This is a genomic window from Leptolyngbya sp. AN02str (genome assembly GCF_050565595.1).
In the GTDB taxonomy this organism is placed as follows: Bacteria; Cyanobacteriota; Cyanobacteriia; order Elainellales; family Elainellaceae; genus Kaiparowitsia.
Window position 1 is genome coordinate 94868 of sequence record NZ_JBNXVR010000012.1, and the last position, 25498, is coordinate 120365.

Sequence of the window (25498 nt, forward strand, 5' to 3'; positions counted from 1 at the left end):
TAGTCCTGTAGCTCAAAGGTGGAGCATCTGTCTTACAAACAGAGGGTTGCAGGTTCAAATCCTGCCGGGACTACCAAACTGTGGGAGTGTCGCCTAATGGAAAGGGCATCGATCTTCTAAATCGATTGGTGTAGGTTCGATTCCTACCACTCCTGCCATTTATGGGTTCGTAGCTTAATTGGAAAAGCACCAATCTGGCTGATTGGGAGATATCGGTTCAAATCCGATCGTATCCACCAAATTCTGGGTCTGTAGCTCGTAAGGATAGAGCACCTAGATCACTTGTGCCCCTACTGACAAAGCTTACATACAACCTTCTCTGCTAAAGAAGTCTAAACAGCTTTGTGAACTTGTACGAGTTGTGAGTGTAACTCTTACAGGGAGGCAGTCGGTTCGACTCCGACCAGATCCACCAAATGGGACCATAGCTCAACTGGCTAGAGCGCCTGTCTTGCAAACAGGAGGTTAGGGGTCCAAGTCCCCTTGGCTCCACTGTGACTGAACCCGAAGTGGTGGAGGGGCTGGTTTGTGACACCAGTGTTAGCGAGTTCGACTCTCGTCAGTCACCCCAAATGGAAGCTGCGGCTGAAGGTCAGCAACCTGCCTCGAAAACAGGCGTGCAGTTCGTGCTGTAGAGGTTCGATTCCTCCAGTTTCCGCTCTCGGAAGGTGCGGCTATGTGGACGGCAACTGGTTTGGAAGACCAGAGGATAGTGTTAACGCTATCGGGGTTCGATTCCTCCTCCTTCCGTTGTTTTATAGAGAAACAAGAGGTGATAGCAATGGTTCATATTCGATTTGAGGGGCGATCGCTTGACATCCTAGAAACTCAATTAGGAATTACTACAGGTATGAGTGATGTGGCTGTTAAAGAACAAGTTTCCAGACACTTGGATGTCAACACCAATCGACTCTCCGCGTATGTAGTCGATCGCCGTCCAAGTGGTGATTTAATCATTCGTCCTGAAGCCGTTTACGGGTAAATACTCTATTTCGCACCCTGACCTGTAAAGCCTACACACATCCGGCTGTTAACCGGGAGGTTGTGGGTTCGACTCCCACCAGGAGCTTGTTTTGCTCCTGTAGCTCAATGGTAGAGCACCAAGTGATTCTGCTTTGCTAACTTGTGCGAAATTTCAACTAATCGATTGTTTAACTACAAATGATTTTTACTCAATCATGCACGGAGGTGATCTCAATGATGTTCGCTAACACAACGGAAAAACTAACTTTGACACAACTGCAATTGAGTCATCAGAAGTATGAGCGAACATCGTTTGAGCGAAATTGTGATTGAACGTCCTCGCGGTGGGATGAGAATTAGCCTCAAGAAGCTAAAAGGCTTTAAGAAGCAATTGCAAAAACTCACTGAGGATGCCAGTCAGGATGGATTACTCAGCCCTTACCTGATCAAACCCAGAAACAAGTCCAAATACCTCTCTGATCATCTCGGTCCTTTGCGTCGGTTTTTGCGATCGCACGTTGGGCAACCGTGGAACGACGTGTACAGCAAACTGTGTCAGCAATTAGACAGTAACACAATGGCAGGACAGCACGTTCTAAGTCATGTGTGGGACTACGTTGAGCGACACGTTGAATTGATTGATGGCATCCCTTACAGCAAGCCCTATTGGATCTCTCGTAATCGTTTAGATAGCCATTACAGGGATAAGTTCTATGTCCATCCTGAAACCGGAACTCTGTGTGCGTCTGCCAAGACCCCTCGGAAGCAAAAACGAAATCAACCCCAGCGGGATAGAGTGATTCTAGATGAGTATCATCAGTATCATCAAATCAACGGGATCTGGTATCTGGTTACGTTTGAGGAATTTCCGCCTTCACCCACAGAATGGGTTACAGATGTTTTGGAAGGTGCCATTTCTCGGAGTGCTGCAAGACGGATCAATGGTCGCAGAATGTATGCGGCGAAGAAACAACAGTGTAGCAAGAAGGAAATTCGATCGATTCTAAATCAACTTTCTAAACTATAAAATTCACTTCGTGCCCTAACCCAAAAAGCTTACATACTCGCCGAATGGATAAGGCACTTGACTTGAGAGCAAGCTACTACAGGTTCAAATCCTGTGTATGACACAACCGCTTTTTTAACTTGCACGAAGTGACTCTATCTAAATTTTGGCAGTTGTTGCCGCGCCCCGATCGCAGAAGCTTACATACTCTCCAACAAACAAAGGTGCGTATCTGGAGGGATACGCTGCAAGCCTGAGACCCATAGCAGGCAAAACTGGAGGAATAACGCCTTCAGCCAAGCTTCTGTAACTTGCGCGGTGACTCTTCACCGTTGCGTGCAACATCTGCCTCCTCATCCACCACAACCCGAGGAGGTTCCCATGAACAATACCGAACGCGATTTGCGACTGGAAATGCTCAACAGCTTGCTCATCACTCCTCACCGAAAGCTGGAGCAGGTGGCAGAAATCCACCAACTGATTGTGGAACTTGACCCTATCTTTTACGGACACCTGGCAGTGTGGTATCAACGCAATGGCGATGTGCGCGACCACAAGGAAGTGTTTGTTGCACATCTGCTAACCAGCGACTTGACCGAACACCGGGATGCTGGTTTCATCATGCTGCAAGAGTTTCCACCTTATCAGGTAGCTCGTGTGGTGGACTTCATGAAGCAGCACCGCAATAAGCTCCCTCGTTCTGCCCGGACTGCGGTGCAGCGGTATCTGAAGGTGCGGGAGAGCAACCCTGCTTTGTTCGACCGCGCCGCACTGCGGGGACGCAAGGCAATGAAGCACCTGTACGCTTCATTGCACATCAAGCCTGATGAGCGGGCAAATGCAATTCTGTTCCGTGACCAGCCTCCCGTGGGTTCTCTAGCAGAGGTGCTAAAGCAGCTTGCAAAGGCTGAAAGTACGGCAGAACAGGCACGGCTGATTGTCGAGTTTAAGTTGCCCTATGCGATCGCTATTGGTGCGATCAAGCAACTGACTCCCACCGTTCTGGTGGCGCTGATCAACAGCATGACTCCGCAGGAAGTGATCAACAACCTCAAGTCACTGAAGGCAAGAGGGGCAATGGATCATCCAGAGGTGAAGGCGTTGATTGATGGCAAACTGGACGAGGCATCCAAGAGTGCGCGAGTTGCCGCATTCAAAGCACAGATTGCAGCCGACGCAGCGGATCTCGATGACGATACTCTGGCTCGCTTAGAGAAGGTAACGAATGAGCAGGTGAAGCGGCGTGGTGTCATTACCCGTCCGACTGCGCTGCTCGTGGACAAGTCGGGTTCGATGGAGCATGCGATCGAGTTAGGAAAGCGACTTGCTGCCCTGATCTCTGGCATTACTCAGGCAGACCTGTTTGTTTACGCCTTCGACAATATTCCCTACCCTGTCACTGCCCGGGGCAAGGAGTTGACTGACTGGGAACGGGCATTCCAGCACATCAAGGCTGGAGGTGGTACGAGCATTGGTGCGCCTCTGGAAGCGATGCGGAAGAAGAAGCAGGTGGTTGACCAGATCATCGTCGTCACAGACGAAGGTGAGAATGCGGCTCCCTACTTCGGTGAGGTTTACAAGACTTACTGCCGGGAGTTGGCAGTCATGCCCAATGTGGTGATTGTCCGTGTGGGCGGTTACTGCAACTGGTTAGAGAGCCAACTAAAGGGACAGCAGGCACCTGTAGAAACGTTTACCTTTGCGGGAGACTACTACAGCTTGCCCAACCTTGTGCCGCTGCTGGCACGCCCTTCTCGTCTTGATCTGCTGATGGAGATTCTAGACGCGCCGCTACCTGTACGGACGGATAAGTAGGAAGCTGGGACTGCCATATCTCTTTGGGGTGGGTAGTCCCCTTCCAACCAAGACTATTGGTGAGGAGGTGAAGACCCATGCCACAAATCTTTGAAGTCGGTGGCAAAGTTCGTGATGAACTGCTGGGCATCAAGAGCAAGGATGCCGATTTCTCGTTTGTTCTCACGCCTGTAGAGGCACAGGACAAGACAATCCATGAGGCATTCCAGTTCATGAAGGATTGGATGCTGGAGGCAGGGTTCAGAATCTTTCTGGAAACGGAGGACTGCTTAACAATCCGCGCTAAGTTTCCGGCTCCTCATCAGGCATTGGTGGCTGACTTTGTGCTGGCACGGCGGGAGTTAGATTACTTGCCGGGAACTCGAAAGCCAATTGTTGTTCCAGGAAGCCTGGAAGATGATTTGCAGCGCCGCGACTTTACGGTGAATGCCCTGGCAAAGTCCGAAACAGGAGAACTGATTGACCTGTTTAACGGACAGACCGATTTGGCAGCGCGGGTATTGAGAACACCGTTGCCACCAATGGTGACACTCACAGACGACCCACTTCGGGCATTGAGAGCCGTGCGCTTTGCAGTCAAATTGGGCTTTCGCTTAGCTCCCGACCTGGAGGAAGCTTTGCATAACCCAGAACTACCTGACCTGATGGCAACGGTTAGCACTGATCGCATTCGAGAGGAGTTAGCCAAAGCCATGAAGGTCAACACCTGGGATATGCTCAAGCTGTTAAACCGTCTTCCAGAACCGCTAGTGAAAAACTGGCTGGAGCGACCGGGGATGTGGCTGATGCCCACTACTCGACACTAAACCCGTAGGGTGGGGAAGCCTGCCCTATACTCCCCTAAAATTTCAAATCTCGCTCAACCGCAGGAGGTGATTGTGATGAGCGACATGAAGAAGGCGTATGAAGTGGCAGCGATCGCCGTTCGTCAACGCCTTGCCGAGCAGCATCCTGAAGACCTGCAAGTGTTGAACAAGCTGCGAAAGCAGGATGTCGCCGTGTACGCAGGCAGTTTCGATCGCGTCGAAGATATTCTGGCGTGTTTAAATGTCCCCTGCACCATGAACCCAGATGCATCAAAACTGGATGCTCAAATCATCTTTGTCAACTGCTCTAGTAGTTACGACAAAGCCCTGATTGAACACCTCAGCCAACGGGTGAATGAAGGCAAGTGGCTAGTCAGTTCTGCCTGGGCACTGGGGCGGTTCATCGAACCTGCTTTTCCCGGCATGGTCAAGTTTACCGGACGGGCAACCGGGGATGAAGTGATTTCTGTAGAGCCAAGCTTAAATAGCCTGTGGTCTGACGTAGTGGTACTGGGAACTGACCCGCAGTGGTGGTTGGAGGGCAGCAGCCACCCGATCGCCATTCTCAATCCCGATAAGGTGGCGATCGAAGCGGCAAGCCATGACCTGCTATCGCGACACAGTGTGCCTGTGGTTGCGGTTAGTTTTGATTGGGGCAAAGGGCACGTCTTCCATGTCATCAGTCACTTCTGGTGTAAGCGCAGTCGCACCCCCACCCAACGGCATCAGGGACCCTGTACTGACTTCCTGAAGGCAGGCATGAGGTTGAGCGATGACGGGATTGATAAAGTGTTGGCGATTGCCCAAATCAAAGCAGACACTCTCAACTTTGCTCAACTGCAAAGTGCCGTCACTTCCACCGAGTTGATTGCCCAACTGTGTATTCGAGCCGCAAAAGTAGTTCCTGCTAAACCACGTTCAGGAATCTTTGCCTGGTAAGCAGTAACATTTCATAGTTTCCTGCGTGCCCTAACCTGTAGAGCTTACATACGAGTACGAGAGGAAACGTGCCACTGTGAGCAGTGGGCGCTTGCGAACGGGCTTCGGCGTGAGTACTCAGCCGAACGCGAGTGCAAAGAACCTGGGAGGTAGGCTTAGAAGTAGCCATCCTTGAAAGAGTGTGTAATAACTCACCAGCGGAGCGCCCCAAGTAACTGAGAAAGCGCAATGCTCTCAAGACTTGCACGCAGGAGATTGATTGAAGCGGAGAAACGGTATGGACAAAACACGGCAGATCAAAATTAGCAAATACCTCAGCAAACATCTGCGACACGCACCAGAGCGGATTGGGCTGATTCTGGAGACCGGGGGTTGGGTAAACGTCGATGATCTGTTATCTGCTTGTGCTGCCCATCAATTTCCTATCACTCGTGCCGAGTTGGAGGAAGTCGTTGCCACCAGCGATAAACAACGATTCTCATTTGATGAAACCAGGACTCGGATTCGCGCCAATCAAGGACATAGTGTTGACGTTGATTTAGAACTACAGCCGCAAATTCCACCGGATGTGTTGTATCACGGAACAGGTGAACAATCGGTGTCTGAAATTCTCCAATCAGGACTGCTCAAGATGTCACGGCATCATGTGCATTTGTCTAAAGACGTGGAAACCGCTCGCAAGGTTGGAATGCGGCAGGGTCGTCCGGTAATTTTTGCGATCGCTGCGACTGCAATGCAGCAAGCCGGGTTTACTTTCTACTGCTCAGACAACGGGGTTTGGCTAGTAGATGAGGTTCCACCCCAATACTTGAAGATCCTGAGTCCTGAGTGCTAAGGAGATGAACCATGCAATTACGTCGATTTGATAGCCTTCAAGCGTTCTGCGATCGCGCTCAAGCTTATTTACTCCAGTACGAGGCAGAACACAATCTATTACTCGGTATTTTGCATACGCTACGGCATTACCCAGAGCGTTACCCTGAACCGCCTTACCTGGCGATCGTGGAAGCCGATAATGGAATTTTGGCTGTCGCCATTCATACCCCTCCCTACAAACTGGTGCTGTCCAAAGCAATGGACTTAGATGCGCTCCAGTTAATTGCCCAAGATGTTCAGGCACATGGGAAGCCCGTTCCGGGTGTCGGTGGGTTAGTAACAGATGTGGCAACGTTTTTGCAATCCTGGCAGGCTCTGACTGGGCAATCCTATCGCAGGGCGATGGAAATGCGAATCCATCAACTAACCCAGGTTGAACCAGTCGCAACGGCAAAGGGGTATCTCAGGCTCGCCACTGAGGGCGATCGCCCCTTGCTACTGGACTGGTTTAAAGCCTTTGTTGCAGAGATTGGCGAAGTGGTGAGTGAAACGCCTGAAAGGATGGTCGAGAGTGGGTTAAAACGCCAGAGTGTGCATCTTTGGGACGACGGTACTCCCGTTTCCTGGGCAAGTGGCAGCCAATCTTTACCGACAGCGGCTCGCATTGGTCCTGTTTATACTCCGCTGGAGTATCGCCGCAAAGGATATGCAACCGCTTGTGTTGCTGCATTGAGCCAAAAATTATTAGACCAGGGATGCGATCGCTGCTTTCTGTTTACAGATTTAGCGAACCCTACATCCAATCATATTTACAAACAAATTGGGTATCATCCTGTCTGTGACTGGCACGACTATTCATTCATTTTCGAGGAGCAACCATGACCATTCACTTCTACGTCGAGCGAGAAAAGCCCTACGGTTGCTTCTCCAACTTTTCAGCGCATGGCTTCACGCTGGATGAGTTGTATTGGGCAACCAGTGAGCATTACTTCCAGGCACAAAAGTTTATTGATACTCCTTACCTGGAAAAGGGGTGGTGCATCAGATTAATGTGGGATAAGTGGCGATGTCGTGCCAGTTCCACAATCGTTTCGTTAATCCCGCTCTCTGTGCGGTAGTGTTTTTGAATCGACTATGTTTCCAGATCCAATTAAAGTAACTGACGACTAACCGAGTCGTCACTTTGGTCTGTTCCCATACCTTGCCAAACTTATTCTGTCGTCGATGCCATCGTCCTGTTTGTTGTCGTAATGTTCCATTCGTCCGCTCCAAACGCTGTGTTTTATCTTTGCCAATGTAGTGTTCTATCTCTGGTGGCAACACTCGCTCGTATCCACCCCAGTCATCGGTATTGAACTGTTTGCAAGCGGTCTTTCCTTCGGTGTTGACCACTAATTGCTCAATGAATACATCGGTGTGTTTACCCACACAGGCGGCAAGAATCAAGCCACTGGAACGAGTCAGACTCAAACCAATCCAACAGGCTCCCCGGTTGCGCTCCTCACTGGTGCATTGATTCTGTTTTTTGCAACAAACGACCACATCTCGTCGGCACAGACTTCTTCGGTTTCGACCGATTGCAACTCCTGGTTGTGAACCAGTTGTGCTTTTTGACTGGCAGCCCGTACAATGCTAACGACTGTGTTGTAAGCCAGTTTGGTCGTCCGACTAATCCCACGCAGACTACTACCTTCACTATGGGCTTGCAGGACTTGGCGAATTTGTTCAGGACTCACATGACGACGGTAGTAAAGACTATCAAAGGATTCACAGAAGGTTTGCTGGCAAGCAGGACAAAGATAGCGTTGATAACCATTGGGCATCTTACCGTGTTTATGGGCTTTGCTATGACCACACAGCGGGCATTGCATCACGTGATTTCTAGTTAATGAGCATCTCTACTCTATCAATCCCACATCAAATTGATGCACTATCGAAAATCCTTCAACGCATTATAAAGACGGGAAGTCGGAGACATTGATTTAGTTGATTTGTGTGGTTACTCATCAGCTTAAATCAGGCTCTGCTTCCCTCCTAGCTTTCCTTTCACCCTCCTCCCGTTTTGTCAGTCAAGCAGGCTCCCCCTCTCATACTCTCCCGTTTCTATAAAAGAGACGATGTTCTAGCAATACCATGTGTCTGCAAACTCACGCTTGACGGGATAAAATGCCGCGCTGATAGTAGATAGGACGCAGAATGGAGCACATCATGGGTAACTGCTGAAGAAACATGAGTGATCCAATCATGCAGGCAATACCACCGATCGCAACGGTTGCCGATGCGCCAATGTGGTTGGCCAAACTTCCGGCGATCAAGCTACCAAAGGGAATCATGCCCATAAAGCTCATGGCGTAAAAGCTCATGACGCGGCCTCGCCTGTTATCGTCCACAATGGTTTGGATCAGGGTGTTGCTGGAGGCTGCTTGTAGAATGGAGCTGAATCCGGCAATCGCCATCAGTACTAGCGCCAGCCCAAACGGTTTGCAAATGGAGAACAGAACCAAGCTACTCCCCAACAACATGGGACTAAAGGCAATTAGCTTGCCTAAACCCAAGACCGTGCGGCGCGTGCTGAGATAAACCCCTGCCGAGAATGCGCCCAAACCCGAGGCAGCTGTTAAAAAGCCGAGGGTAGTTGCATTGCCCCCAAACATTTGTACGGCAAACACGGGCAGCAGGGTGATGTATGGCAGACCCATCAGGCTCATGCTGGCCAGCAGCAGCAAAATTGAGCGAATGGGCCAGCAGTTGCGTACATATTGAAAACCATCGATCAGGGTTTCCAAGATCGGTTGGTTGGTTTTGGTAACGGGCTTCGACTGGATGTGCATCATCAGCAACATGATCGTTACCACCACATAGCTGAGAGTATCCAGCAGGAAGCAACTTCCCGCGCCAATAGCCGCAATAAGGATGCCCGCTATCGCGGGGCCTATCAGCCTTGCACCGTTGATGAGGGATGCATTGAGGGCGATCGCACTGGTCAAGTCATCCCGGCTCTCCAGCATTTCAATCACAAAGGCTTGGCGCACAGGCACATCCAGCCCGCGCAGCAGCCCAGCCAATGTGCTGAGCAGCACCAGCATGGGAATGTTGAGTTGATCGAGTGCGTACAAGATGGTGAGAACGAACGACAACACAGTCCCAACCAACTGCACCAATACCAGGAGGCGATACCGATTCCAGCGATCGGCGAACACGCCGGAAAATGGAGCTAATGCAAATGTGGGAAACTGACCCAGGAACCCCGTTAATCCCAGTAGGAATGCAGAGTTAGCCAGCTGGTAGATTAACCAGGCGATCGCCACCTGAGTCATAAACGTACCAATCATGGACAAACTTTGGCCTATAAAAAAGAGACGATAATTGCGCGATCGAAATGCAGCTAAATTGATTGAAAGCTGAACCGATTGAAAACCTCTCATGAACCCTTTCCAAACAACAACACGAACTGACACAGTTGGGTTTGCTGCCGGGTGTGATGCATGCACACACCACAAACACACGAGTACAGCAAAAAATAAGTTTTGAAGGGCGTGAAGGGGTGAAACCCCTGCTTGGGGGCGAAGTCCCCAAACCTTATGGTGTAAAAATACAAAACTAAATTGTGCAACACTAGCTTGATGAACTTGCGTCGGTCTTATACACCAAAAAAAGAGGATACGAATGCTCGCATCCTCATTCGGCAACAAGGAGATGAAACCCTATCCTTTTTGATAGCCTGGATGCCACTTGAGGCAGCGTTGTTCCAAAAGCCGCGCGGCTGAATCTGCCAGTTTACCCAATAGGGCATACAAAATCACGCACAGCATCACGATATCTGTTCGCAAAAATTCGCGCGCCTCGGTAGCCAGAAACCCAATACCTGAGTCAGCAGCCACGGTTTCTGCCACGATAATCGTAACCCAGGTAATACCCAACGAGTGGCGAAATCCAATCAAGATGGAGGATAGCGCTCCGGGCAAAATCACCTGCCAAAACAGATTCCACGAGCGCAGCCCATACACGCGCGATACTTCAATCAACTCGGGATCGATGCCCCGCACGCCATGAAACGTGTTCATGTAGATCGGGAAAAAGACCCCGATCGCCACCAAAAACAGCTTTGACTCTTCGTGAATGCCAAACCAGAGAATCGCCAGCGGAACTAATGCCAGGTTGGGAATGTTCCGCAGCATTTGCATGGAAGCATCCAGGTAATCTTCTGCGGTTGGCGATAGGCCGTTGAGCAAGCCCAGCAAGAAACCAAACCCGCCCCCAACCAAAAAGCCCGCGATTGCCCGTCCCGTACTTACTTTCATGTGTTGCAGCAGTTCCCCGCTGATCAGCAAATCGAAGCCCGAACTGAGAACCGTTGTGGGTGCTGGCATGAGTTCAATGCGCAGTAGGCCCAACCGAGCCAACAGTTCCCACACCAGTAACAAGCCAATTGGCACTACCCACGGTTTAATTTGACGCAGCAATGGTGCTGGAGGATGGGGCGATCGCGGCTGGAGCGACTCAGATTCGGCTGGTTGAGAAGATTTCGCAGATACCATAGGTCAATCATTGGGGTAATCCAAGAACTAATAATTGGAGTGGGTCAGGGTCATCATTTATTCAAAATATTTTAGGAGTTCCACCCCTCATCAATGATGTGCTTTAGGGACGATAAACCCACTCATCAAAAGAAAAATCCGACTTGACAATTTTTTCCGAGATCAAGAACTGTTGGGTTTGCTTCAGATTTTCTAAACCACTAGCTGGTAGGGGTTCGCTTGGGTATTGGCTAATGGGCGAGGTGAACTCCGATACGTCAACAGGCTGCTTGTTCACGTCACTGACGAACTGGTAGTACGCCTCTGGTTGAGCCTGAATTTCGCGGGTGGCCCGAGCAATAATTTCGTGCCACTTTTCCACAAAGCTGGGATTCGCTGTCAAAAATGCTTCTGTTGCAGCGGTAATGTTAGAACCAGCTAAGTTGTCGTGATTGGTCGCTTCATCAATCACCTTATAGCCCTGAGATTGGAGGCGATAAGCCAGGGCGGCAGTCGCGGCATAGGCATCAATATCGCCCCTGGCCAGCGCCGCCTCGCCTTCACTATTGGTCAGGTTCACGATACGCACTTTGCCCGTTAGCCCTGCATTTTCCAGCAGACCCACCACATAGCGATGGGGAATTGCCCCCACCCGCACCCCAATCGAACCGCCTGCCAAATCGGCAATGGTTTCAGGCCCACCTTTTTTCGGGACTAAGTAAACGTTGATATCAACGGTGTTGATGTTGATGAGGCGGGTTCTCAGGCCATTCGTTTTGCCCACAATGGCGGGAGTATCTCCATTCATCGATAGATCGACCGAGCCAGCCGCAACGGCTTCATTCACGCCGGGGCCACTGTCAAATCCGTAAAATTCGACGTCGGCAATGCCAACGTCTTGCAATTCGTCATCCAAATAGCCCTGCTGTTCTGCCCAGCCAATGGGGCCGATGGGAAGGCTGCTACCATCGGCAGAAGTAAATCCAATTCGCAGGACGGTTGTTGCCGATGAATTGGCGGGTCCAGCATTACTGCCTGGGGCTGGAGCGGTTGCGGTTGGGGCGGTGCAGCTAGCAACCAGTAGCGCGAATGAGGCGATCGCCCCAGACACTCTTAGTTTAAAGCTAGACGAAACTTGAACCTTGTAAACCATACTAAGCCTCCTTCTCAAATGAATCAATCTGAAATGGTGATGTGAATTTTTCGGATATCATTACTGAAACACTGAATAGATTTCAGGATGAACAATTCAAGGATAAATAGATAGACGCAAGCTAATTCGTTTGCTGAATCAATTCTGCAAGATGGCGGTGGGTATAGTACCCGGTGTCGATAGCTGCTCCGGGAATTCGTCCCTGGCCCCAGCCTACAATTCTGCGATAGCTGCCCAGCAAACCCGACTCTGCGAGTTCTGCCTCGTTAACCTGTACCGACTCGTCGGCATTGGGCGCAACGTAGAGCGCATCCACTGGACAGTACACCTCGCACATATAACAGGTTTGGCAATCGCTTTGCCGAGCAATTACGGGAGGGGCTCCTGGCACTGCATCAAACACATTCGTGGGACAAACGCTAACGCACAGATTGCATTCAATACAGCGGGATTGGCTAACGAGTTCAATCACAGTGCACCAACCTCCCGCGAGTACCAAAACGAATCAAATTTAGGATGGGTAGCATCAGCCTCAACTGTGATGCGATCGCATCCCCGAGTAATGAGCCGATGATGAAAATCAGTATGGGTCTGGGCATAGTCCAACCGCTTGTGCATGCCGCGTGACTCCTGACGTTGCAGCGCTGTGGCATACATCCACCGAGCTGTTGCCAGCATGGCGATCGCCTCTCGGGATTGCACCGTCTGCGCTGCATCCGCACCCAAATGCCTCACCTCCCGCCACAAAGCGTTGAGGCGATTGAGAGAATCGGTCAGCACATCGGCATGGCGGAACAGGTTGCGCTCATAGGGAAACACCTCTGCCTGGACTGCTTGAGTGAGTTCCTGCGGATTCACGGCACGAGTTTGGGGATTGGTTGCAGCACCGCCAAGGCTGTAGAGCGATCGCGTCTGTGTTGCAGCACCGAGCGATCGGGCAAATGCTGCCGCTGCCGCCCCCGACCACACCCCCGACGAAAACGCCCAGGCCACATTCAAGCTGCCCCCGCCTGAGACGCCGCCGCAAATGATTTCCCGACTGGCAGCATCGCCTGCTGCATAGAGCCCTGGTACCGACGTAGCGCATCCTCCATCCACAACCCGGATGCCGCCGGTGCCGCGAACGGTTCCCTCCAGCCGTAGGGTAATAGCAAACCGTTGGGTAAAGGGATTGATGCGATCGCGATCGAACGGTAGGAAAAAGTTGGGCTGTGCCGTGCGCATCATTGCCTGGGTCATGGGATCCGCGTGCAGCTGAGCGTAAACGGGTTGAGACAGCAGCGCTTTTGCAATGGCAGGTCGCCCCTTTCCTGCGTTGGCTCCTTCAATAGGAGTGCCGTCTTCGTCGGTAAAGCTGGCCCAGCGGTAAAAGGCGTTTTTGGTGACGGTGGCGAAGGTGGGCACAATGCCATAAACGTTGGAAAACTCCATCCCAGAGAGATCGGCTCCAGCCTCAGCCGCCATCAGGTAGCCGTCGCCCGTGAGCACGTTGCAGCCCAAAGCCTTGCTCAAAAACGCGCATCCACCGGATGCCAAAATCACGGCTCCAGCGTTTACCTGCCAGCGCTTGCCCGCTTGCCGCTGCACACCTCTGGCTCCGGCCACCACGCCATCGGCAGCCACCAACAGTTCCAGCGCTGGACTCTGATCCAAAATTTTCACGCCAGCTCGATGCACCTGCTTGCGCATCAGCCGCATGTATTCTGGCCCCTGGAGCGATCGTCGATACAATCCTCCTTGATCATCCTGCGGAAAGGGATAGCCCCACTGCTCCAGCAGGTGAATGCAGTCGTAGGTTTGCTCCAACACACGACGCATCCAGTCGCGATCGCACAGCTCCTCTCCAGAACGGGCAATGCGCTTGGCGATCGCCTCTTCTCGCAGATCGGGCGCGGGCGGTACGTACCATACCGTATTCCCGGACGGGGCCGCTGCGCCGCTGGTGCCGCAATAGCCCTTATCTACCAGCACGACCTTAGCGCCTTGAGTTGCTGCACTCCAGGCTGCCCAGGTTGCCGCCGGACCACCACCCACCACCAGCACATCGGCTTGAAGCTGCACCTCTACAGAGTCGGTTAATGCCTGAGTTTGAATTCCCATTTTGGTAGTGCTAAAGAGGTAAGGATGCATTGTAGTAATGAATGAAAAACCAAATTGCTCCAATGTGATTCTCCAGTTTCTTGGAAAACGAAAGGGTCTTGCGAACCAAGCGTGAGACGCGTTGCCGTAACGTACAGTTAAAGCGCTCAATGTGATTGGTCTGTCCGCTTTCTTTGCCAACAGAACGGTGCCGCTGGGGCGGTAAGACCGCACGGTATGCCTGCCAAAAGTCGGTATAACAGAGGGCACACTGGCGATAGACCGCTGGCAAAGACTCCCAAAGGGCTTGAGCACCTTCCTGGCTCCGGTCACCAATATGTACGCCTACGATCTCACGTGTACTGCGGTCAAGCGCCAACCAGATCCACTGTTTATTCCCTTTGTGACCCACAAACGACCACGCCTCGTCACATTCCAGGGTCAAGCGCCCCTTTTTTTGGTGCTCACCGTGACTTGGCGGGGCACCTGCTCGTATTTGGCATTGACGTATTGCTGAAGCCATAGTTCGGAAACGTCGGTGACTCTCGCAATCCCGGCGAGTGGGATCTTCTCGAGCAGCAGCTTGTCAATGAGGCGTTTAGTGCCTTCGTCGATGACCTTGTTTTGCGGGTCTTGGACGAACTGGCGACCGCAGTCGCTGCATTTGTGGTTTTGCTTGCCGTTATGGATTCTGCCGTTTTTGACCACGTGCTCTGAGCGGCAACTAGGGCAGCAGGGGACTGTTAAGGGCATGGCTAAGTTAGAGCGCAGCAGATTAGACATAGCATTTCAGCAGCTACCGCTGTACCCTACTCAAGCTAGAAATTAGTCATCCTTACACGTTTAGGACTACCCCCATTTTTTTTCAATGTTTTAACGAAGCAACCCATCTGTTAGTCCACAGGTTGCATTTCATTCCGAAAGTTGTTCGCTGAGCTATGCACTCGCCCATGCGCTCGTCAACAATTGCGAGGCGCCAGGAACGAGATCAGAACTGGGCTCAGCTCGCTGCATGACTCGTTCTAGAATGGTTTGGGCGATCGCGCTAAAGGCTGCACTATTCGGGTTGCGAGGGCGGGGTAGCGATACGGAAATATCGAGGGCGATCGCTCCTTGGTCGATGAGTACCACGCGATCGGCTAGCAGTACCGCTTCCTGAATGTCGTGCGTCACCAAAATGGCGGTGAACTGCTGAGTTTGCCACAAATCCTCAACCAATCGCTGCATGTCCATCCGCGTTAAGGCATCCAACGCCCCCAACGGTTCATCGAGCAGCAGTAGCGATGGCTCACTGGCCAGCGCTCGGGCCAGCGAAACCCGTTGCCGCTGCCCACCCGACAAAAACGATGGATATTCGTGCAGCTTGTCGCTCAGACCCACCTGGTGAAGCACCCTTTCTGCCCGCTTCCGCCAATCTTTGCGATGGTGCAGAAGGCCCATCCCCACGTTCTCCAACACATACTTCCACGGCAGCAGCCGAGGATTTTGAAACATGACCCGAGTTGTGGGATCAAGGTCGCGAATTGGCTCCCCGTTGAGCAAGACGGTGCCCCAAGTGGGCGCTTCCAGGCCGGCCAGTAGCCGGAGGAGTGTGCTCTTGCCACATCCACTGTGGCCGACCACCGCCAAGAACTCCCCCGGCATAACCTCCAAATCGACATCTGCTAGAACGGGGGCAAGGCCAAAGGTTTTGGTAAGTCCTTGAGCTTTGAGATGAGTACCATGTCGCATTGCAAATCTCCTGAAGAGGTGAAGCGGATGTTGGCTTGGCGCGGCTGCGGATAGCGCTATCCCTCATAGCGTGAATGATGAAGCAAAGTCAGAAAAGCTTGAGGCGAGCTCGTTTCAGCCTGAAGTTCAGGGTTGGGATCCTGATGTAATGACTGTTAAAACATGCTTCCTTTTTGCAATCTACGGTAAATCAATCGAGATACCGATGATTTTTGCAATGTTGCGAGTATTGCACAGCTAATTTGAAAACGCAACCCTTGCTGGAGCGATGAAGGCGATCGCTCAAATCTCGGCAAGCCAAAGCTTTTAGAAATTTGTATAAGCGAGACTTGCATTCGCCGAGTGACCTATGTCATACTTCGCAGCGAATAAACTACTAAATCTCGGTCGATTTACCGTAATTTATTCCACTGGGTTTTATAGTTGAAATTTGCCTACTTATTGCTTGGAGTCTGCTATGCCAAGAACCGCTTCGACCATGTTGGCGCTCGGGGTGTCTGCGCCCGAATTTGCCCTATTAGATGTCGTGACCAGAAACCTCGTTTCCCTCGATAGGTTTGCCGATCGCAAGGCATTACTGGTGATTTTTGCAAGTCCCCACTGCCCCTTTGTAAAGCACGTGCAGCAGGAGCTGGCAAACCTTGCTCAGGATTTTGCCTCGCAAGGGTTAGGGATTGTGGGCATTAGCTCCAATGACCCGGTGCAGTATCCCGACGATGCACCGGAGAAAGTGAAGGAATTTGTTCACGAGGCCAATCTAAATTTCCCATTCTTGTTTGACGAAACGCAGACAGTCGCTAAGGCCTATCAGGCGGCCTGCACGCCCGACTTCTTCTTATTTGATGGCGATCGCCAGTTGGTCTATCGCGGTCAGCTTGATGGCAGCCGCCCCGGCAACGACATTCCGGTGACCGGCCAAGACCTGCGCCGAGCGATCGAAGCTGTTCTGGCAGGCCAACCCGTTAATCCTAACCAGCTCCCCAGCATTGGGTGCAACATTAAATGGAAGCCCGGAAACGAGCCAGCGTATTTTGGTGCTCCAGCTGAGGTTGCCCTAGCAAATTCCTAAGTCGCGATACCAATCTTCTCCTATCTCCTACGAGCAATGTAGGGGGCCGCCTCAATGAGAAGCTCTAGAGGCGATCACCCCTACATTTTTGTCGTATTTCAAATGTGTAGTTGTTTGTTATGGAAGGGGTGAAATACACCCCTTCCATAACAAACAACCATACGTCTAGAACATCACCACATTTTTTATTGAGCATTCTTCGTCAACATGGAATTATCCATGAATCGTTTCTAGATTATTGTTTTCGCCATCAACTTCTATCAGCAGAGGAGCTGATCATGTCTAACAAAACCTTGGGGCTCGACTCCCAACTATACGACTATCTCCTTTCTGTTTCCTTGCGTGAGCCCGAAATCCTCTTTCGTCTGCGCGAAGAAACAGCTCGTCATCCTCGCGCCAATATGCAAATTGCGCCAGAACAAGGGCAATTTATGTCACTGTTGATTCAACTCATTGGCGCGAAGAAAACGCTAGAACTGGGTGTGTTTACGGGATATAGCTCGCTGCGCACAGCCCTAACGCTTCCCGACGATGGCAAAATCATTGCCTGCGATGTGAGCGAAGAATTTACGGCGATCGCCAAACGCTATTGGGCAGAAGCCAACGTTTCCCACAAGATTGATTTGCGATTAGCTCCTGCCCTGCAAACCCTGGATCAACTGCTGGCGGATGGACATGCGGATACCTTTGACTTCATCTTTATTGATGCCGATAAAGAGAACTACCTGAATTACTACGAACGCGCCGTTCTTTTAGTGTGTCCAGGTGGATTGATTGCGATCGACAATGTGCTGTGGTCGGGGCAGGTGGCGCAGCCCGAAGCTCAAGACCCAAGCACGCTCGTGCTCAAAGAACTGAACCACACGCTTCATCTTGATGAACGGGTCAGCATTAGCCTGGTGCCCATTGCCGATGGCTTAACCCTGGCGCTCAAGCGTTAAACCCGCCAAAAAACGACTCAATGACTGGGCTTTTCGAGTTTGAATGCACAACGCTCGAGAAGCCCATTTGTTATTGATGCTTTTCAACGTTCTTTAAAAACGAGTGAATATCGCCGCTACGTAGCGCTATGAAAGGTTGCAAACCATAACTTAGGTTTATAAATAACGAAACCGACAAAAACAACGGTAAATCTATCGGGATTTAGTATTTTAGCCGTATAGTGGTAATATTACGGTAAGCACATCGAGATTTAGTAGTTTCATGAATACTCGCCCAGAGCTCGTCCAATCCTCCGATATTGCTTCTCAAAACGAATTGGCTTCGAACAGCATCTCGATTTTGATTCCAAGGCCATCCATTTGGCGACGGTTGCGAGGTGGCTTGTTGCTGGGTGTGGGCTACATGCTATCACCACTGTCCTGGTGGAATGATTTGTTCTTCAATCTGCCAGTTGCGTATGTATTTGGGTTTGTAGTTAGCCTCATTGCTCCCGACTTATTTTTGCCGACGGCGATCGCGGGTTACTGGTTTTCCAACTTAGCCGGAATTCTGCTGATGCAGTTTGGGTTTATGGATGTAGCTCAAGTTGGTAGCAACCAGCGAAATCTCAAAAAAGAACTGCTGATAGGAATTCTGTCCTCCAGCATCTATACCGGACTTATTCTCGTGCTCATGCATGTTGGCATTCTCGAAGCACCCGCGCTCAACTTCGACGAGGGTTTCAGTCTTCATGCTTTGCTGCCGAAACTGAACTTTTGATTTGGCGTTCCTCTAAGCGGTATCCAGAAATGGGTGCTTTTTTCTTATTCAAGATTATTTGCTTCATTCGTACTTCTATCCAAATTGCCTGAGCCAAATCAATCTTCTATCTGTACAGACTTCTACAATGAACTATCTACTGCTCTCTTCATTAAGCTTTGTCGTTGGCATTGTAGTTGGCCTTACAGGCATTGGTGGGGCATCACTCATCACGCCCATGCTAATTTTCGTGTTTCAGGTACCGCCATCGGTTGCAGTCAGTTCCGATGTGGTTGCAGCCACCCTAATGAAAATTGTGGGTGGCATCAAGCACTGGAAGCAAAAGACATTGGATATGCCAGCAGTCATCTGGCTGGCGATGGGCAGTGTTCCCGGTTCGCTAGTTGGGGTGGGAATCCTGCACCACATTCGCCAATCGAGTGCGCTCAATCTGGACAATGTGCTGCTTCAGTTGATTGGAGCGGCAATTTTGCTGATTGCTTCGGTATCGCTGGTGCAATTGTTGCTGCTTACCTTCGCGCCTAATTTAGACTTGCCATCGCTGCCTGCCGTCAATTTAAAAACGTGGGCTGGCAGAGCAACTTCAGTGGCGATCGGGGCTGTGTTGGGCTGCGTCGTTGGGCTCACGAGTGTGTCCTCGGGCTCTATGTTTGTGCTGGTGCTGATTGCGTTGTTCCGATTGGATGCTCGGAGTTTGGTGGGTACTGATTTAGCACAAGCCGCAATTCTATTGAGTGTCACGTCGTTGGGGCACTTCACCTTGGGAACAGTTGATTGGCATGTGGTGATTCCTATCTGGATTGGCTCGATTCCGGGTGTGATGGTTGGAGCTAAACTTTGCCATATTGCACCCCAGCGGTTGCTCCGATTTGGGATCTACATGCTGCTGGTAATGGTGAGCTGGAAGCTGGCACATGGGATATAGCCTGCGATCGCCATCTCTTTTCGCAGCACATCAACCCAATAGCCGATAGGTTCCGCTCTGTACCAAAATGCTCATGCCCAGCAGAATGAGCAAAAACGGCACCACCCGATGACCATATTTGGCAAAGGTTTGGGCGATCGCAGAATGGCGCGCAAAGTAATAGGATAATCCGCACCACAGCCCTATCATGATCCAAAATACAAGCACTGTAATTCCTAGCTGAACCACGTTGAGACTGGCAAATAGGGGCAGGTAAATGCCAATGTTGTCGCCTCCGTTTGCCACGGTTACGGCAGCAACCTCGTAGGTGTACCACGACAAAAGGCTAGTCCACCAGCTACCAGAACGGGGTACTGCATTAGCATGAACGCCCTGAAACTCCGGCGAGTTGTCGAATTTGAGCAGCAGCATTCGCAGTCCCAGCACTATCGGTAGTACACCCAAAAGGCCAATCCACTCCTGCGGAATTAATAACCCTCCCACAAAGCCCGGAAGACTTGCCAGAACCAGCAAACTCAATCCTAAATATTTGCCAGCCACAATATGGCGAAACCTGAATTCAGGAGCGATCGCCGTCCTGAGCTGTGAACAAAACAAGATATTGATGATCAAATCGTCAACATTAGTAGCGACAAAGGAAAATATGGCGGTGAAACTTGTGTTGATCAGATTCAGCATGTAGGGACGAATTCATTTTCCCTATTAACTTATCTCAAACCGTTTCCCAAGTTCCCTTTTATGCGTGGCAGAGTACTAGTGATACGCCCCCAAAAAGCTGTAGAGCAAGCCCGACATCACCAGCAGCGTGATCACGCTGTAGATGCGATCGCGCTTGTAAATGAAGTAACCAAAAGACACAATCACACGCACGATAGGAGTTGCAATCAGCAGCAGCAAACCGAGCTGCACAACACCGCGATATCTGCCTTCTGCGATCGCTTGCATGACTCCCCAAGGAGAGCAAAACTCAGCAGGCTCTCCTTCAAAAATGTGATAGTGAACTGGCTCCATGCCATGACGAGCCAGATAGAACAGGCCACCCACCAGCACAACGAGGCTGGAAATAATGACCCCATACTTTAGTACAGCGCTGATCATGCGTCCTAGTTCATAATCTGGCGATCGCACATCAACCTCAGGAATCACAGGCGCATCCACGGTAACATTCGCGATCGCATCTGCTGGTAGATTTGCTAATACATGCGCAGCCGCATCCACCCTGGCCTGGAGAGATTGATCGATCGGGCAGGATAGAGCTTCTACTTCCGAATCATAAACAGGCATCCTAATGTCCTCCCACCACGTTGTACACCATCTTGATCGACATCACTACTAGCACCAAACTAAAGACGATTCGTAGCACATTCACCTGAGTGCCCACCAAGGCCCGTGCCCCCAACAGCGCTCCAGGAAACACGCCCAGCATTACCGGCATGGCCAACCCCGGATCGATGTACCCCCGAGATAAATACACCCCCGCAGATACCGCTGCTGTCACCCCAATGGTGAAACTGCTCGTCGTGGTGGAAACTTTGAATGGTAGGCGCATCACCTGATCCATCGCCAGCACCTTGAGGGCACCTGAACCAATGCCCAGCAACCCAGACAGCACACCCGCGATCGCCATTAGCCCAAACCCCAACGGCACCGACTGAGCCTGATACGCCATTGCCCCACTCGACGTTGGATAGGTGCCAGTCAGTTGCAAGTGGGCCGCTAGGGGCTGCGGCTCCTCAACCACCTCCGATTCCTCTCGCGGTTGCTGAGCCAAATAGGCCGAGTACAGCAGCACCACCGCCAAAATAATGGTGAGCAGTTTGACCGAAATCACCGTTGCCAACAGCGCCCCAACGATCGCGCCTGTAGTGGTTGCCACTTCCAAAAACATGCCCAGCCGCACGTTGGCAAACCCCTTGCGAATGTAGGTAGACGCAGCGCCGCAAGATGTTGCAATCACCGATACCAGCGATGCCCCTATCGCGTAGCGAATATCCACCCCAAACACCGACGTGAGCAGGGGCACAATCACCACCCCACCCCCTAACCCGGTGAGCGCTCCCAAAAAACCGGCCAAAAACGACCCCACCCATACCAATAGCGAAAACTCAAGAACATTCACCGCTTTACTTCCGTTGTCGTATCACCAATGTGCCTGAAGCTTGAACCAGTTAGAACGGTCAACAACACTCTGTAACAGAATCGATGGGAGGAAGAATTTCCCCAATGCACCTACTCAAGAATGATGGAATTTAGAGAATCGAGCGGAATCGAGAACACGTAGTAAACCACTCCCAAGCCCAAAATCAAGATCGCCATACTCGACAGCACAACCCAGCGATCGGGCAGCTGGTATGTATCGGCTTCGATATCGTTGCGCACCCCAAAGTAGTGTTGGGTCGAAAGCAGCACCATCAATAGCCCTACAATCGAGAAAGCGAGCCCCAGTTTCCAACCATTGCCCGGTGGCTGAGGTGCCATCGGTGGGCGTAAAATCCGCAATCGCACAATCAACACGCCAAATCCCATCAGGGCGATCGCGCTCCGCATCCAGGCCAGGTACGTGCGCTCATTGGCGAGATGATCACGAATGCGATTGGGATTCACTCGCTTAGACAGAGTCTCGGTCACGCCAGATTCTGAAGAGGGAAGTTGATTCAATGACACGCTAACACTCGATCTAAATTATGCGATACCTTCACTGCGAAACCTTTGCCTGGTTTTGCGCTGGAACTCCTAGCACTATCGGATTCCAGCATCTCAAGACTGCGGCTCTCCAATGTTCGTTAATCCAGCGGAGCTTCGGGGTATTGATTGGTTAAATCGGCTTGTGCCAGATCGGGGATCTCCCAATTGATATCGCCTGCGGAGAAAACGCTAGCGGGGGGAAGATTGAAGGCGATTGCTCCCGTATCGGGATCTTCGGCAATCTCCAGTTCTGTTCCTGGAAGGATCTTCACCGCCGTTGCACCCATGAGTTCCAATCCTGCTGCGGTAGCATCGTTGGGTAAGTACACGCCACCACACACCCAGTTATCATCGGTCTCTTCACCCGCAGGCAGCAGATAGAGAACTTGCTCAAATGTTGTGGTTGATCCCTTGTTGGGTGAGCCATATACCGCTAAGGGACGGGTTGTATTGTTTCGGCACAGCGTGTCTTCTCCCATCTCCATCAGATATTTTTGATATTCCAAAGTTGGGATTTTTTGCTCCACGTCAGCGATCGTCATACCTTCTGGTGGTGTGTTTGTATCGCGTGCTTGAATCAAGCCACTCAACGTTTCTACCAGGTTTGTGTAATCTGCTGATTCGGTAGGTTTGGGGGCATCAGCCAGGGCTGGCTTCACCACAGCAAGATTCAAAATCAGCAGGAAGGCAATACAAGCAGCTTTTAGCAATTTCATGGGTTACTCCTGATCGACGAATGAGGAACTAGAAGCGATCGCACAGAAGATAATTTGGAAAAGCAAGGATGATGTCATAAATCACATCCCAATTGTTAACCTGAGATTTCAGATGGCGCTAGGATTGCCGGGTTAACTCCTTTGCAGGTTCGGAGAGGGACAAGACTGCGGGCCGTGTTGCATTGCGCAACAAACTCAAAAGGCACAGACCACTGATCACGAGTGTGAGTACAGCCAACCCTCGATTTTCCAACGTGTGGCTATCCACCAAAATCAACACGCCCAGCCCAATCAGCACAAAGGGAATGAGTTGATTGCCGTAGTGGGTCAAGGTTCGGGCGATCGCAGGTACCTGCATGAGCCGATACGCGACGTAGCACCACACCCCCACCAGCCCAAAAAACACGCCCAAAATAGTTGCCAAACTCTGGCCTGTACTGCTGGCAAACAGCGGCACATAGATGCCAATGTTATCGCCTCCGTTGGCAAAGGTTACCGCAGCGACACTACAAGCCTGGGGCGACAGCACACTCTCGAACCATGATTGAGCAGGAGTTTGCTGTGGCTTCTCCGCTTCCACTTCATCTTCAGAATTCTGATTGATCAATCTCCCCATGCCAATGGCGATAGGAACAATGCCCAACATACCAATCCAGGGACGAGGCAGAACAAAGCTGCTAAAAAATCCCGGCAGGCTGACCAACACCAGCGCAGCAAACCCCAAGTACTGCCCAGCCACAATATGCCGCCGCCGAAACAGCGCACTGACCTGCGAAAAGAACAGCAGCAGAATTAAGATGTCATCCAAATTGGTTACCGTAAATGCCGTAAACCCAGTCGAGATTGCTTTTAATACTTCACTCATGCTTCTCAATACCGCTAATGTCCTGCTTTCGTTGGGTTGACCAGTTGGCAAGCCATTCTGAAATGAACCTTTTGAAAGGGATAGGGATCGTAGTGGAATACTCTAGAGGCGATCGCCCCTGTTCAGTTCAAGCTGCGTCGGAAATCGGCCAATCAATTTACGATGGTTTTACCATGCAGCGCATGGGCTTCAATCTAAAAGAGCCAATCAATAGAAGCAAATAGTCTTTCTTGTTAAAACCATAAAGCGCGTTAATTTTTGAGCCGTATTCCAGCTAAAAACATGAGTCTTATCCACAAAAAAGAGTCAAAATGATTGAAAAATCGCGATCCCAGAATCTTGACTTTTGAAGTAGGAATAGTGAAGTTTCAACAGAAAATTTGGCAATCACCTAGTCTGCAACTCTGAGTTTTGACTTGAGCTGTTTACTTGCCAATAGACTTTTAAATCATCATTTGTCGAATCATCTCAGTTTGTAAAAATACTTCTATTTTTTACAAATTTCATAATCTTGTAAAACAAGTTTTCAGCCTTTATCAAAGCTAACCCATAGGAAGTAACACAACCATAATGAGCAAACTCCATCATGCCGAAACGCAGAGTTTAAACAGGCTGCGGAGAAACCAAGATCCCGAATGCAAGCCCAGTTCCGGACTTGATTGAGCCTGCAACTTATGCCATACTCCTAAAATACTAAATTTCGATCAATTTACCGTATATTAATCTGAGCTACTGCTTTTATTTGTTGGCTAAGTCACTAAAATCACATGACATTTGAACAACTTCGAATATTTTTAGCTGTTGCTGAACACCTCCATTTCACTCGTGCAGCAGAAGAGCTGTATATTACACAGCCAGCTGTTAGTGCCGCTGTTCAAAGTTTAGAAAAAGAGTATGGAGTGAAACTCTTTCATCGAGTTGGGCGGCATGTTGAAATTAGTGAAGCTGGCAAACTGCTTGAAGTAGAAGCTCAAAAGATTCTAGATAGAGTGATGTTGGCTGAACGGGGATTGCGAGAGTTGAACAGCCTTCAGCGAGGTGAAATTCGGATTGGTTCTAGTCTGGCGGTTGGAAACTATTGGTTGCCAACCAAGCTCAGCCGATTTAAGCGTGACTATCCCGGTATTGCAGTGAAGTGTATATTAGCCAATGCCGAAGAAATTGGGGATGGTACTGCTTCTGGATTGTTCGATATTGGCCTAGTTACTGGAGAATTAAAGCCTGCCTTAACCTCGGTTTTGCAGCAGCAAACCGTAGGGAGCGATCGCCTGCAAATTGTTGTAGGTGAATCTCACCCCTGGTATAGTCGCCCCAAAGTTTCAGTTGCGGAGCTGACCCAAACTGCGTGGATTATGCGAGAGTCGGGTTCAGGCACTCAACAGGTGTTTGAACGCGCCTTGCAAAGTTGGGGAGTGGATCTAACCCAGCTAGAGATCACATTAGTTCTCAGTACCAGTGAAATGGTGAAATCAGTGGTGGAGGATGGAGTTGGAGCCGCTGCTGTGTCGGAAATTATGCTGAAGAAAGAGCTGAAGTTGGGAACGCTACGTGCTGTTCAGGTGATTGGGCAGGAGAATCACCTACTAACCAGTTTAGAGATTGTACAGCCTATGCTGAAACTACATCACAGAGAGCGTTTTCAAAGCAGAGCGGCGATCGCATTTGAAACCATGCTAAGCAGCAATGCTCTCGTTTCTGCCCATTTTGCATAA

General features: G+C 50.6%; 26 protein-coding genes, 7 tRNA genes and 1 other annotated feature. Of the genes, 19 read left to right on the forward strand and 14 right to left on the reverse strand.

Annotated elements, in window-relative coordinates:
• The first annotated feature begins 1 nt into the window (after position 1).
• The 14 genes from ACQ4M4_RS11645 (at position 2) to ACQ4M4_RS11710 (ending at position 7227) form a co-directional block, all read left to right on the forward strand.
• Positions 2–76 (forward strand) — tRNA-Val (locus ACQ4M4_RS11645).
• Between the two features lie 6 nt (positions 77–82).
• Positions 83–158 (forward strand) — tRNA-Arg (locus tag ACQ4M4_RS11650).
• A 5-nt stretch (positions 159–163) separates the two neighbouring features.
• Positions 164–239, forward strand: a tRNA-Ala gene (locus ACQ4M4_RS11655).
• A gap of 179 nt (positions 240–418) precedes the next feature.
• A tRNA-Ala gene (locus ACQ4M4_RS11660) sits at positions 419–492 on the forward strand.
• A 2-nt stretch (positions 493–494) separates the two neighbouring features.
• Positions 495–571: transfer RNA gene (locus ACQ4M4_RS11665), tRNA-His, on the forward strand.
• Between the two features lie 91 nt (positions 572–662).
• A tRNA-OTHER gene (locus tag ACQ4M4_RS11670) sits at positions 663–751 on the forward strand.
• A gap of 30 nt (positions 752–781) precedes the next feature.
• Positions 782–982, forward strand: coding sequence for a hypothetical protein (locus ACQ4M4_RS11675; protein ID WP_430684652.1), 201 nt, complete (start codon positions 782–784; stop codon positions 980–982).
• A 279-nt stretch (positions 983–1261) separates the two neighbouring features.
• On the forward strand, positions 1262–1990 hold the full coding sequence (locus ACQ4M4_RS11680) for a hypothetical protein (protein ID WP_430684653.1): 729 nt from the start codon (positions 1262–1264) through the stop codon (positions 1988–1990).
• A gap of 32 nt (positions 1991–2022) precedes the next feature.
• A tRNA-Ser gene (locus ACQ4M4_RS11685) sits at positions 2023–2093 on the forward strand.
• 257 nt (positions 2094–2350) lie between these two features.
• Positions 2351–3784, forward strand: coding sequence for a vWA domain-containing protein (locus ACQ4M4_RS11690; protein WP_430684654.1), 1434 nt, complete (start codon positions 2351–2353; stop codon positions 3782–3784).
• Between the two features lie 77 nt (positions 3785–3861).
• Positions 3862–4590 (forward strand): hypothetical protein, encoded by a 729-nt coding sequence (locus ACQ4M4_RS11695; protein ID WP_430684655.1) that lies wholly within the window; start codon positions 3862–3864, stop codon positions 4588–4590.
• 75 nt (positions 4591–4665) lie between these two features.
• On the forward strand, positions 4666–5529 hold the full coding sequence (locus tag ACQ4M4_RS11700) for a hypothetical protein (RefSeq protein ID WP_430684656.1): 864 nt from the start codon (positions 4666–4668) through the stop codon (positions 5527–5529).
• A gap of 129 nt (positions 5530–5658) precedes the next feature.
• Positions 5659–5737: a sequence feature (23S ribosomal RNA rRNA prediction is too short), on the forward strand.
• Between the two features lie 69 nt (positions 5738–5806).
• The gene (locus tag ACQ4M4_RS11705) at positions 5807–6364 is read left to right on the forward strand and encodes an RNA 2'-phosphotransferase (RefSeq protein ID WP_430684657.1); all 558 of its coding nucleotides are present in this window, start codon (positions 5807–5809) and stop codon (positions 6362–6364) included.
• Positions 6365–6375: 11 nt separating this feature from the next.
• A complete protein-coding gene (locus ACQ4M4_RS11710) occupies positions 6376–7227 on the forward strand; it encodes a GNAT family N-acetyltransferase (protein WP_430684658.1) in 852 nt (283 codons plus the stop codon).
• A gap of 159 nt (positions 7228–7386) precedes the next feature.
• Here ACQ4M4_RS11710 and ACQ4M4_RS11715 read toward each other — a convergent pair.
• The 8 genes from ACQ4M4_RS11715 to ACQ4M4_RS11750 all read right to left on the reverse strand — a co-directional run bounded on the left by ACQ4M4_RS11715 (position 7387) and on the right by ACQ4M4_RS11750 (position 15825).
• Positions 7387–8216, reverse strand: a protein-coding gene (locus tag ACQ4M4_RS11715) for an IS1 family transposase (RefSeq protein WP_430684659.1) whose coding sequence is annotated in 2 segments (ribosomal slippage) — positions 7387–7872 and positions 7875–8216 — 828 coding nt in all. Because the reading frame shifts where the segments join, the coding sequence is not laid out codon by codon here.
• A 276-nt stretch (positions 8217–8492) separates the two neighbouring features.
• Positions 8493–9770: an MFS transporter gene (locus tag ACQ4M4_RS11720; protein WP_430684660.1), complete on the reverse strand. Its 1278-nt coding sequence runs from the start codon at positions 9768–9770 to the stop codon at positions 8493–8495.
• A 279-nt stretch (positions 9771–10049) separates the two neighbouring features.
• A complete protein-coding gene (locus ACQ4M4_RS11725) occupies positions 10050–10883 on the reverse strand; it encodes an ABC transporter permease subunit (RefSeq protein WP_430684661.1) in 834 nt (277 codons plus the stop codon).
• 103 nt (positions 10884–10986) lie between these two features.
• Positions 10987–12015, reverse strand: coding sequence for an ABC transporter substrate-binding protein (locus ACQ4M4_RS11730; RefSeq protein WP_430684662.1), 1029 nt, complete (start codon positions 12013–12015; stop codon positions 10987–10989).
• A gap of 121 nt (positions 12016–12136) precedes the next feature.
• Positions 12137–12487 (reverse strand): 4Fe-4S binding protein, encoded by a 351-nt coding sequence (locus ACQ4M4_RS11735; protein ID WP_430684663.1) that lies wholly within the window; start codon positions 12485–12487, stop codon positions 12137–12139.
• The gene (locus ACQ4M4_RS11740) at positions 12484–14145 is read right to left on the reverse strand and encodes an FAD-dependent oxidoreductase (protein ID WP_430684664.1); all 1662 of its coding nucleotides are present in this window, start codon (positions 14143–14145) and stop codon (positions 12484–12486) included. Before ACQ4M4_RS11740 ends, ACQ4M4_RS11735 begins: the two co-directional genes overlap by 4 nt.
• A protein-coding gene (locus tag ACQ4M4_RS11745; protein ID WP_430684714.1) for an IS1 family transposase occupies positions 14126–14847 on the reverse strand; the annotation gives its coding sequence in 2 pieces (ribosomal slippage) (positions 14126–14550 and positions 14550–14847; 723 coding nt in all). Before ACQ4M4_RS11745 ends, ACQ4M4_RS11740 begins: the two co-directional genes overlap by 20 nt.
• Before the next feature lie 183 nt (positions 14848–15030).
• Complete coding sequence (locus ACQ4M4_RS11750) at positions 15031–15825, reverse strand: ABC transporter ATP-binding protein (RefSeq protein ID WP_430684665.1); 795 nt, start codon at positions 15823–15825, stop codon at positions 15031–15033.
• 457 nt (positions 15826–16282) lie between these two features.
• Between ACQ4M4_RS11750 and ACQ4M4_RS11755 the strand changes: the two genes are divergently transcribed.
• The 4 genes from ACQ4M4_RS11755 to ACQ4M4_RS11770 all read left to right on the forward strand — a co-directional run bounded on the left by ACQ4M4_RS11755 (position 16283) and on the right by ACQ4M4_RS11770 (position 19520).
• The gene (locus tag ACQ4M4_RS11755; RefSeq protein WP_430684666.1) at positions 16283–16894 is read left to right on the forward strand and encodes a thioredoxin family protein; all 612 of its coding nucleotides are present in this window, start codon (positions 16283–16285) and stop codon (positions 16892–16894) included.
• A gap of 278 nt (positions 16895–17172) precedes the next feature.
• Complete coding sequence (locus ACQ4M4_RS11760; RefSeq protein ID WP_430684667.1) at positions 17173–17835, forward strand: class I SAM-dependent methyltransferase; 663 nt, start codon at positions 17173–17175, stop codon at positions 17833–17835.
• Between the two features lie 262 nt (positions 17836–18097).
• Positions 18098–18595 (forward strand): hypothetical protein, encoded by a 498-nt coding sequence (locus tag ACQ4M4_RS11765; RefSeq protein WP_430684668.1) that lies wholly within the window; start codon positions 18098–18100, stop codon positions 18593–18595.
• Between the two features lie 127 nt (positions 18596–18722).
• On the forward strand, positions 18723–19520 hold the full coding sequence (locus ACQ4M4_RS11770; protein WP_430684669.1) for a sulfite exporter TauE/SafE family protein: 798 nt from the start codon (positions 18723–18725) through the stop codon (positions 19518–19520).
• 30 nt (positions 19521–19550) lie between these two features.
• Here the strand turns inward: ACQ4M4_RS11770 and ACQ4M4_RS11775 are convergent, their stop codons facing one another.
• From ACQ4M4_RS11775 to ACQ4M4_RS11800, 6 genes are all read right to left on the reverse strand, one after another.
• Positions 19551–20198 carry a cadmium resistance transporter gene (locus tag ACQ4M4_RS11775; RefSeq protein ID WP_430684670.1) on the reverse strand — a complete coding sequence of 216 codons (648 nt, stop codon included), beginning with the start codon at positions 20196–20198 and terminating at the stop codon, positions 19551–19553.
• A 75-nt stretch (positions 20199–20273) separates the two neighbouring features.
• The gene (locus ACQ4M4_RS11780) at positions 20274–20804 is read right to left on the reverse strand and encodes a DUF1634 domain-containing protein (protein ID WP_430684671.1); all 531 of its coding nucleotides are present in this window, start codon (positions 20802–20804) and stop codon (positions 20274–20276) included.
• A gap of 1 nt (position 20805) precedes the next feature.
• Positions 20806–21639: a sulfite exporter TauE/SafE family protein gene (locus tag ACQ4M4_RS11785; protein ID WP_430684672.1), complete on the reverse strand. Its 834-nt coding sequence runs from the start codon at positions 21637–21639 to the stop codon at positions 20806–20808.
• 110 nt (positions 21640–21749) lie between these two features.
• Positions 21750–22184, reverse strand: coding sequence for a YidH family protein (locus ACQ4M4_RS11790; protein WP_430684673.1), 435 nt, complete (start codon positions 22182–22184; stop codon positions 21750–21752).
• Between the two features lie 119 nt (positions 22185–22303).
• Complete coding sequence (locus ACQ4M4_RS11795; RefSeq protein ID WP_430684674.1) at positions 22304–22921, reverse strand: hypothetical protein; 618 nt, start codon at positions 22919–22921, stop codon at positions 22304–22306.
• Positions 22922–23039: 118 nt separating this feature from the next.
• A complete protein-coding gene (locus ACQ4M4_RS11800) occupies positions 23040–23786 on the reverse strand; it encodes a cadmium resistance transporter (protein ID WP_430684675.1) in 747 nt (248 codons plus the stop codon).
• Positions 23787–24553: 767 nt separating this feature from the next.
• On the opposite strand from ACQ4M4_RS11800, the gene ACQ4M4_RS11805 reads away from it, so the two are divergent.
• Complete coding sequence (locus ACQ4M4_RS11805; protein WP_430684676.1) at positions 24554–25498, forward strand: LysR substrate-binding domain-containing protein; 945 nt, start codon at positions 24554–24556, stop codon at positions 25496–25498.

Bases quoted from the DNA above. Each gene is read 5' to 3' on its own strand.
- ACQ4M4_RS11775 (WP_430684670.1), bottom strand. From the start codon at position 20,198: ATGCTGAATCTGATCAACACAAGTTTCACCGCCATATTTTCCTTTGTC.
- ACQ4M4_RS11680 (WP_430684653.1), top strand. From the start codon at position 1,262: ATGAGCGAACATCGTTTGAGCGAAATTGTGATTGAACGTCCTCGCGGT.
- ACQ4M4_RS11740 (WP_430684664.1), bottom strand. From the start codon at position 14,145: ATGCATCCTTACCTCTTTAGCACTACCAAAATGGGAATTCAAACTCAG.
- ACQ4M4_RS11695 (WP_430684655.1), top strand. From the start codon at position 3,862: ATGCCACAAATCTTTGAAGTCGGTGGCAAAGTTCGTGATGAACTGCTG.
- ACQ4M4_RS11755 (WP_430684666.1), top strand. From the start codon at position 16,283: ATGCCAAGAACCGCTTCGACCATGTTGGCGCTCGGGGTGTCTGCGCCC.
- ACQ4M4_RS11770 (WP_430684669.1), top strand. From the start codon at position 18,723: ATGAACTATCTACTGCTCTCTTCATTAAGCTTTGTCGTTGGCATTGTA.
- ACQ4M4_RS11805 (WP_430684676.1), top strand. From the start codon at position 24,554: ATGACATTTGAACAACTTCGAATATTTTTAGCTGTTGCTGAACACCTC.
- ACQ4M4_RS11780 (WP_430684671.1), bottom strand. From the start codon at position 20,804: ATGCCTGTTTATGATTCGGAAGTAGAAGCTCTATCCTGCCCGATCGAT.
- ACQ4M4_RS11675 (WP_430684652.1), top strand. From the start codon at position 782: ATGGTTCATATTCGATTTGAGGGGCGATCGCTTGACATCCTAGAAACT.
- ACQ4M4_RS11800 (WP_430684675.1), bottom strand. From the start codon at position 23,786: ATGAGTGAAGTATTAAAAGCAATCTCGACTGGGTTTACGGCATTTACG.
- ACQ4M4_RS11705 (WP_430684657.1), top strand. From the start codon at position 5,807: ATGGACAAAACACGGCAGATCAAAATTAGCAAATACCTCAGCAAACAT.
- ACQ4M4_RS11750 (WP_430684665.1), bottom strand. From the start codon at position 15,825: ATGCGACATGGTACTCATCTCAAAGCTCAAGGACTTACCAAAACCTTT.
- ACQ4M4_RS11730 (WP_430684662.1), bottom strand. From the start codon at position 12,015: ATGGTTTACAAGGTTCAAGTTTCGTCTAGCTTTAAACTAAGAGTGTCT.
- ACQ4M4_RS11700 (WP_430684656.1), top strand. From the start codon at position 4,666: ATGAGCGACATGAAGAAGGCGTATGAAGTGGCAGCGATCGCCGTTCGT.
- ACQ4M4_RS11710 (WP_430684658.1), top strand. From the start codon at position 6,376: ATGCAATTACGTCGATTTGATAGCCTTCAAGCGTTCTGCGATCGCGCT.
- ACQ4M4_RS11720 (WP_430684660.1), bottom strand. From the start codon at position 9,770: ATGAGAGGTTTTCAATCGGTTCAGCTTTCAATCAATTTAGCTGCATTT.
- ACQ4M4_RS11795 (WP_430684674.1), bottom strand. From the start codon at position 22,921: ATGAAATTGCTAAAAGCTGCTTGTATTGCCTTCCTGCTGATTTTGAAT.
- ACQ4M4_RS11760 (WP_430684667.1), top strand. From the start codon at position 17,173: ATGTCTAACAAAACCTTGGGGCTCGACTCCCAACTATACGACTATCTC.
- ACQ4M4_RS11690 (WP_430684654.1), top strand. From the start codon at position 2,351: ATGAACAATACCGAACGCGATTTGCGACTGGAAATGCTCAACAGCTTG.
- ACQ4M4_RS11765 (WP_430684668.1), top strand. From the start codon at position 18,098: ATGAATACTCGCCCAGAGCTCGTCCAATCCTCCGATATTGCTTCTCAA.
- ACQ4M4_RS11725 (WP_430684661.1), bottom strand. From the start codon at position 10,883: ATGGTATCTGCGAAATCTTCTCAACCAGCCGAATCTGAGTCGCTCCAG.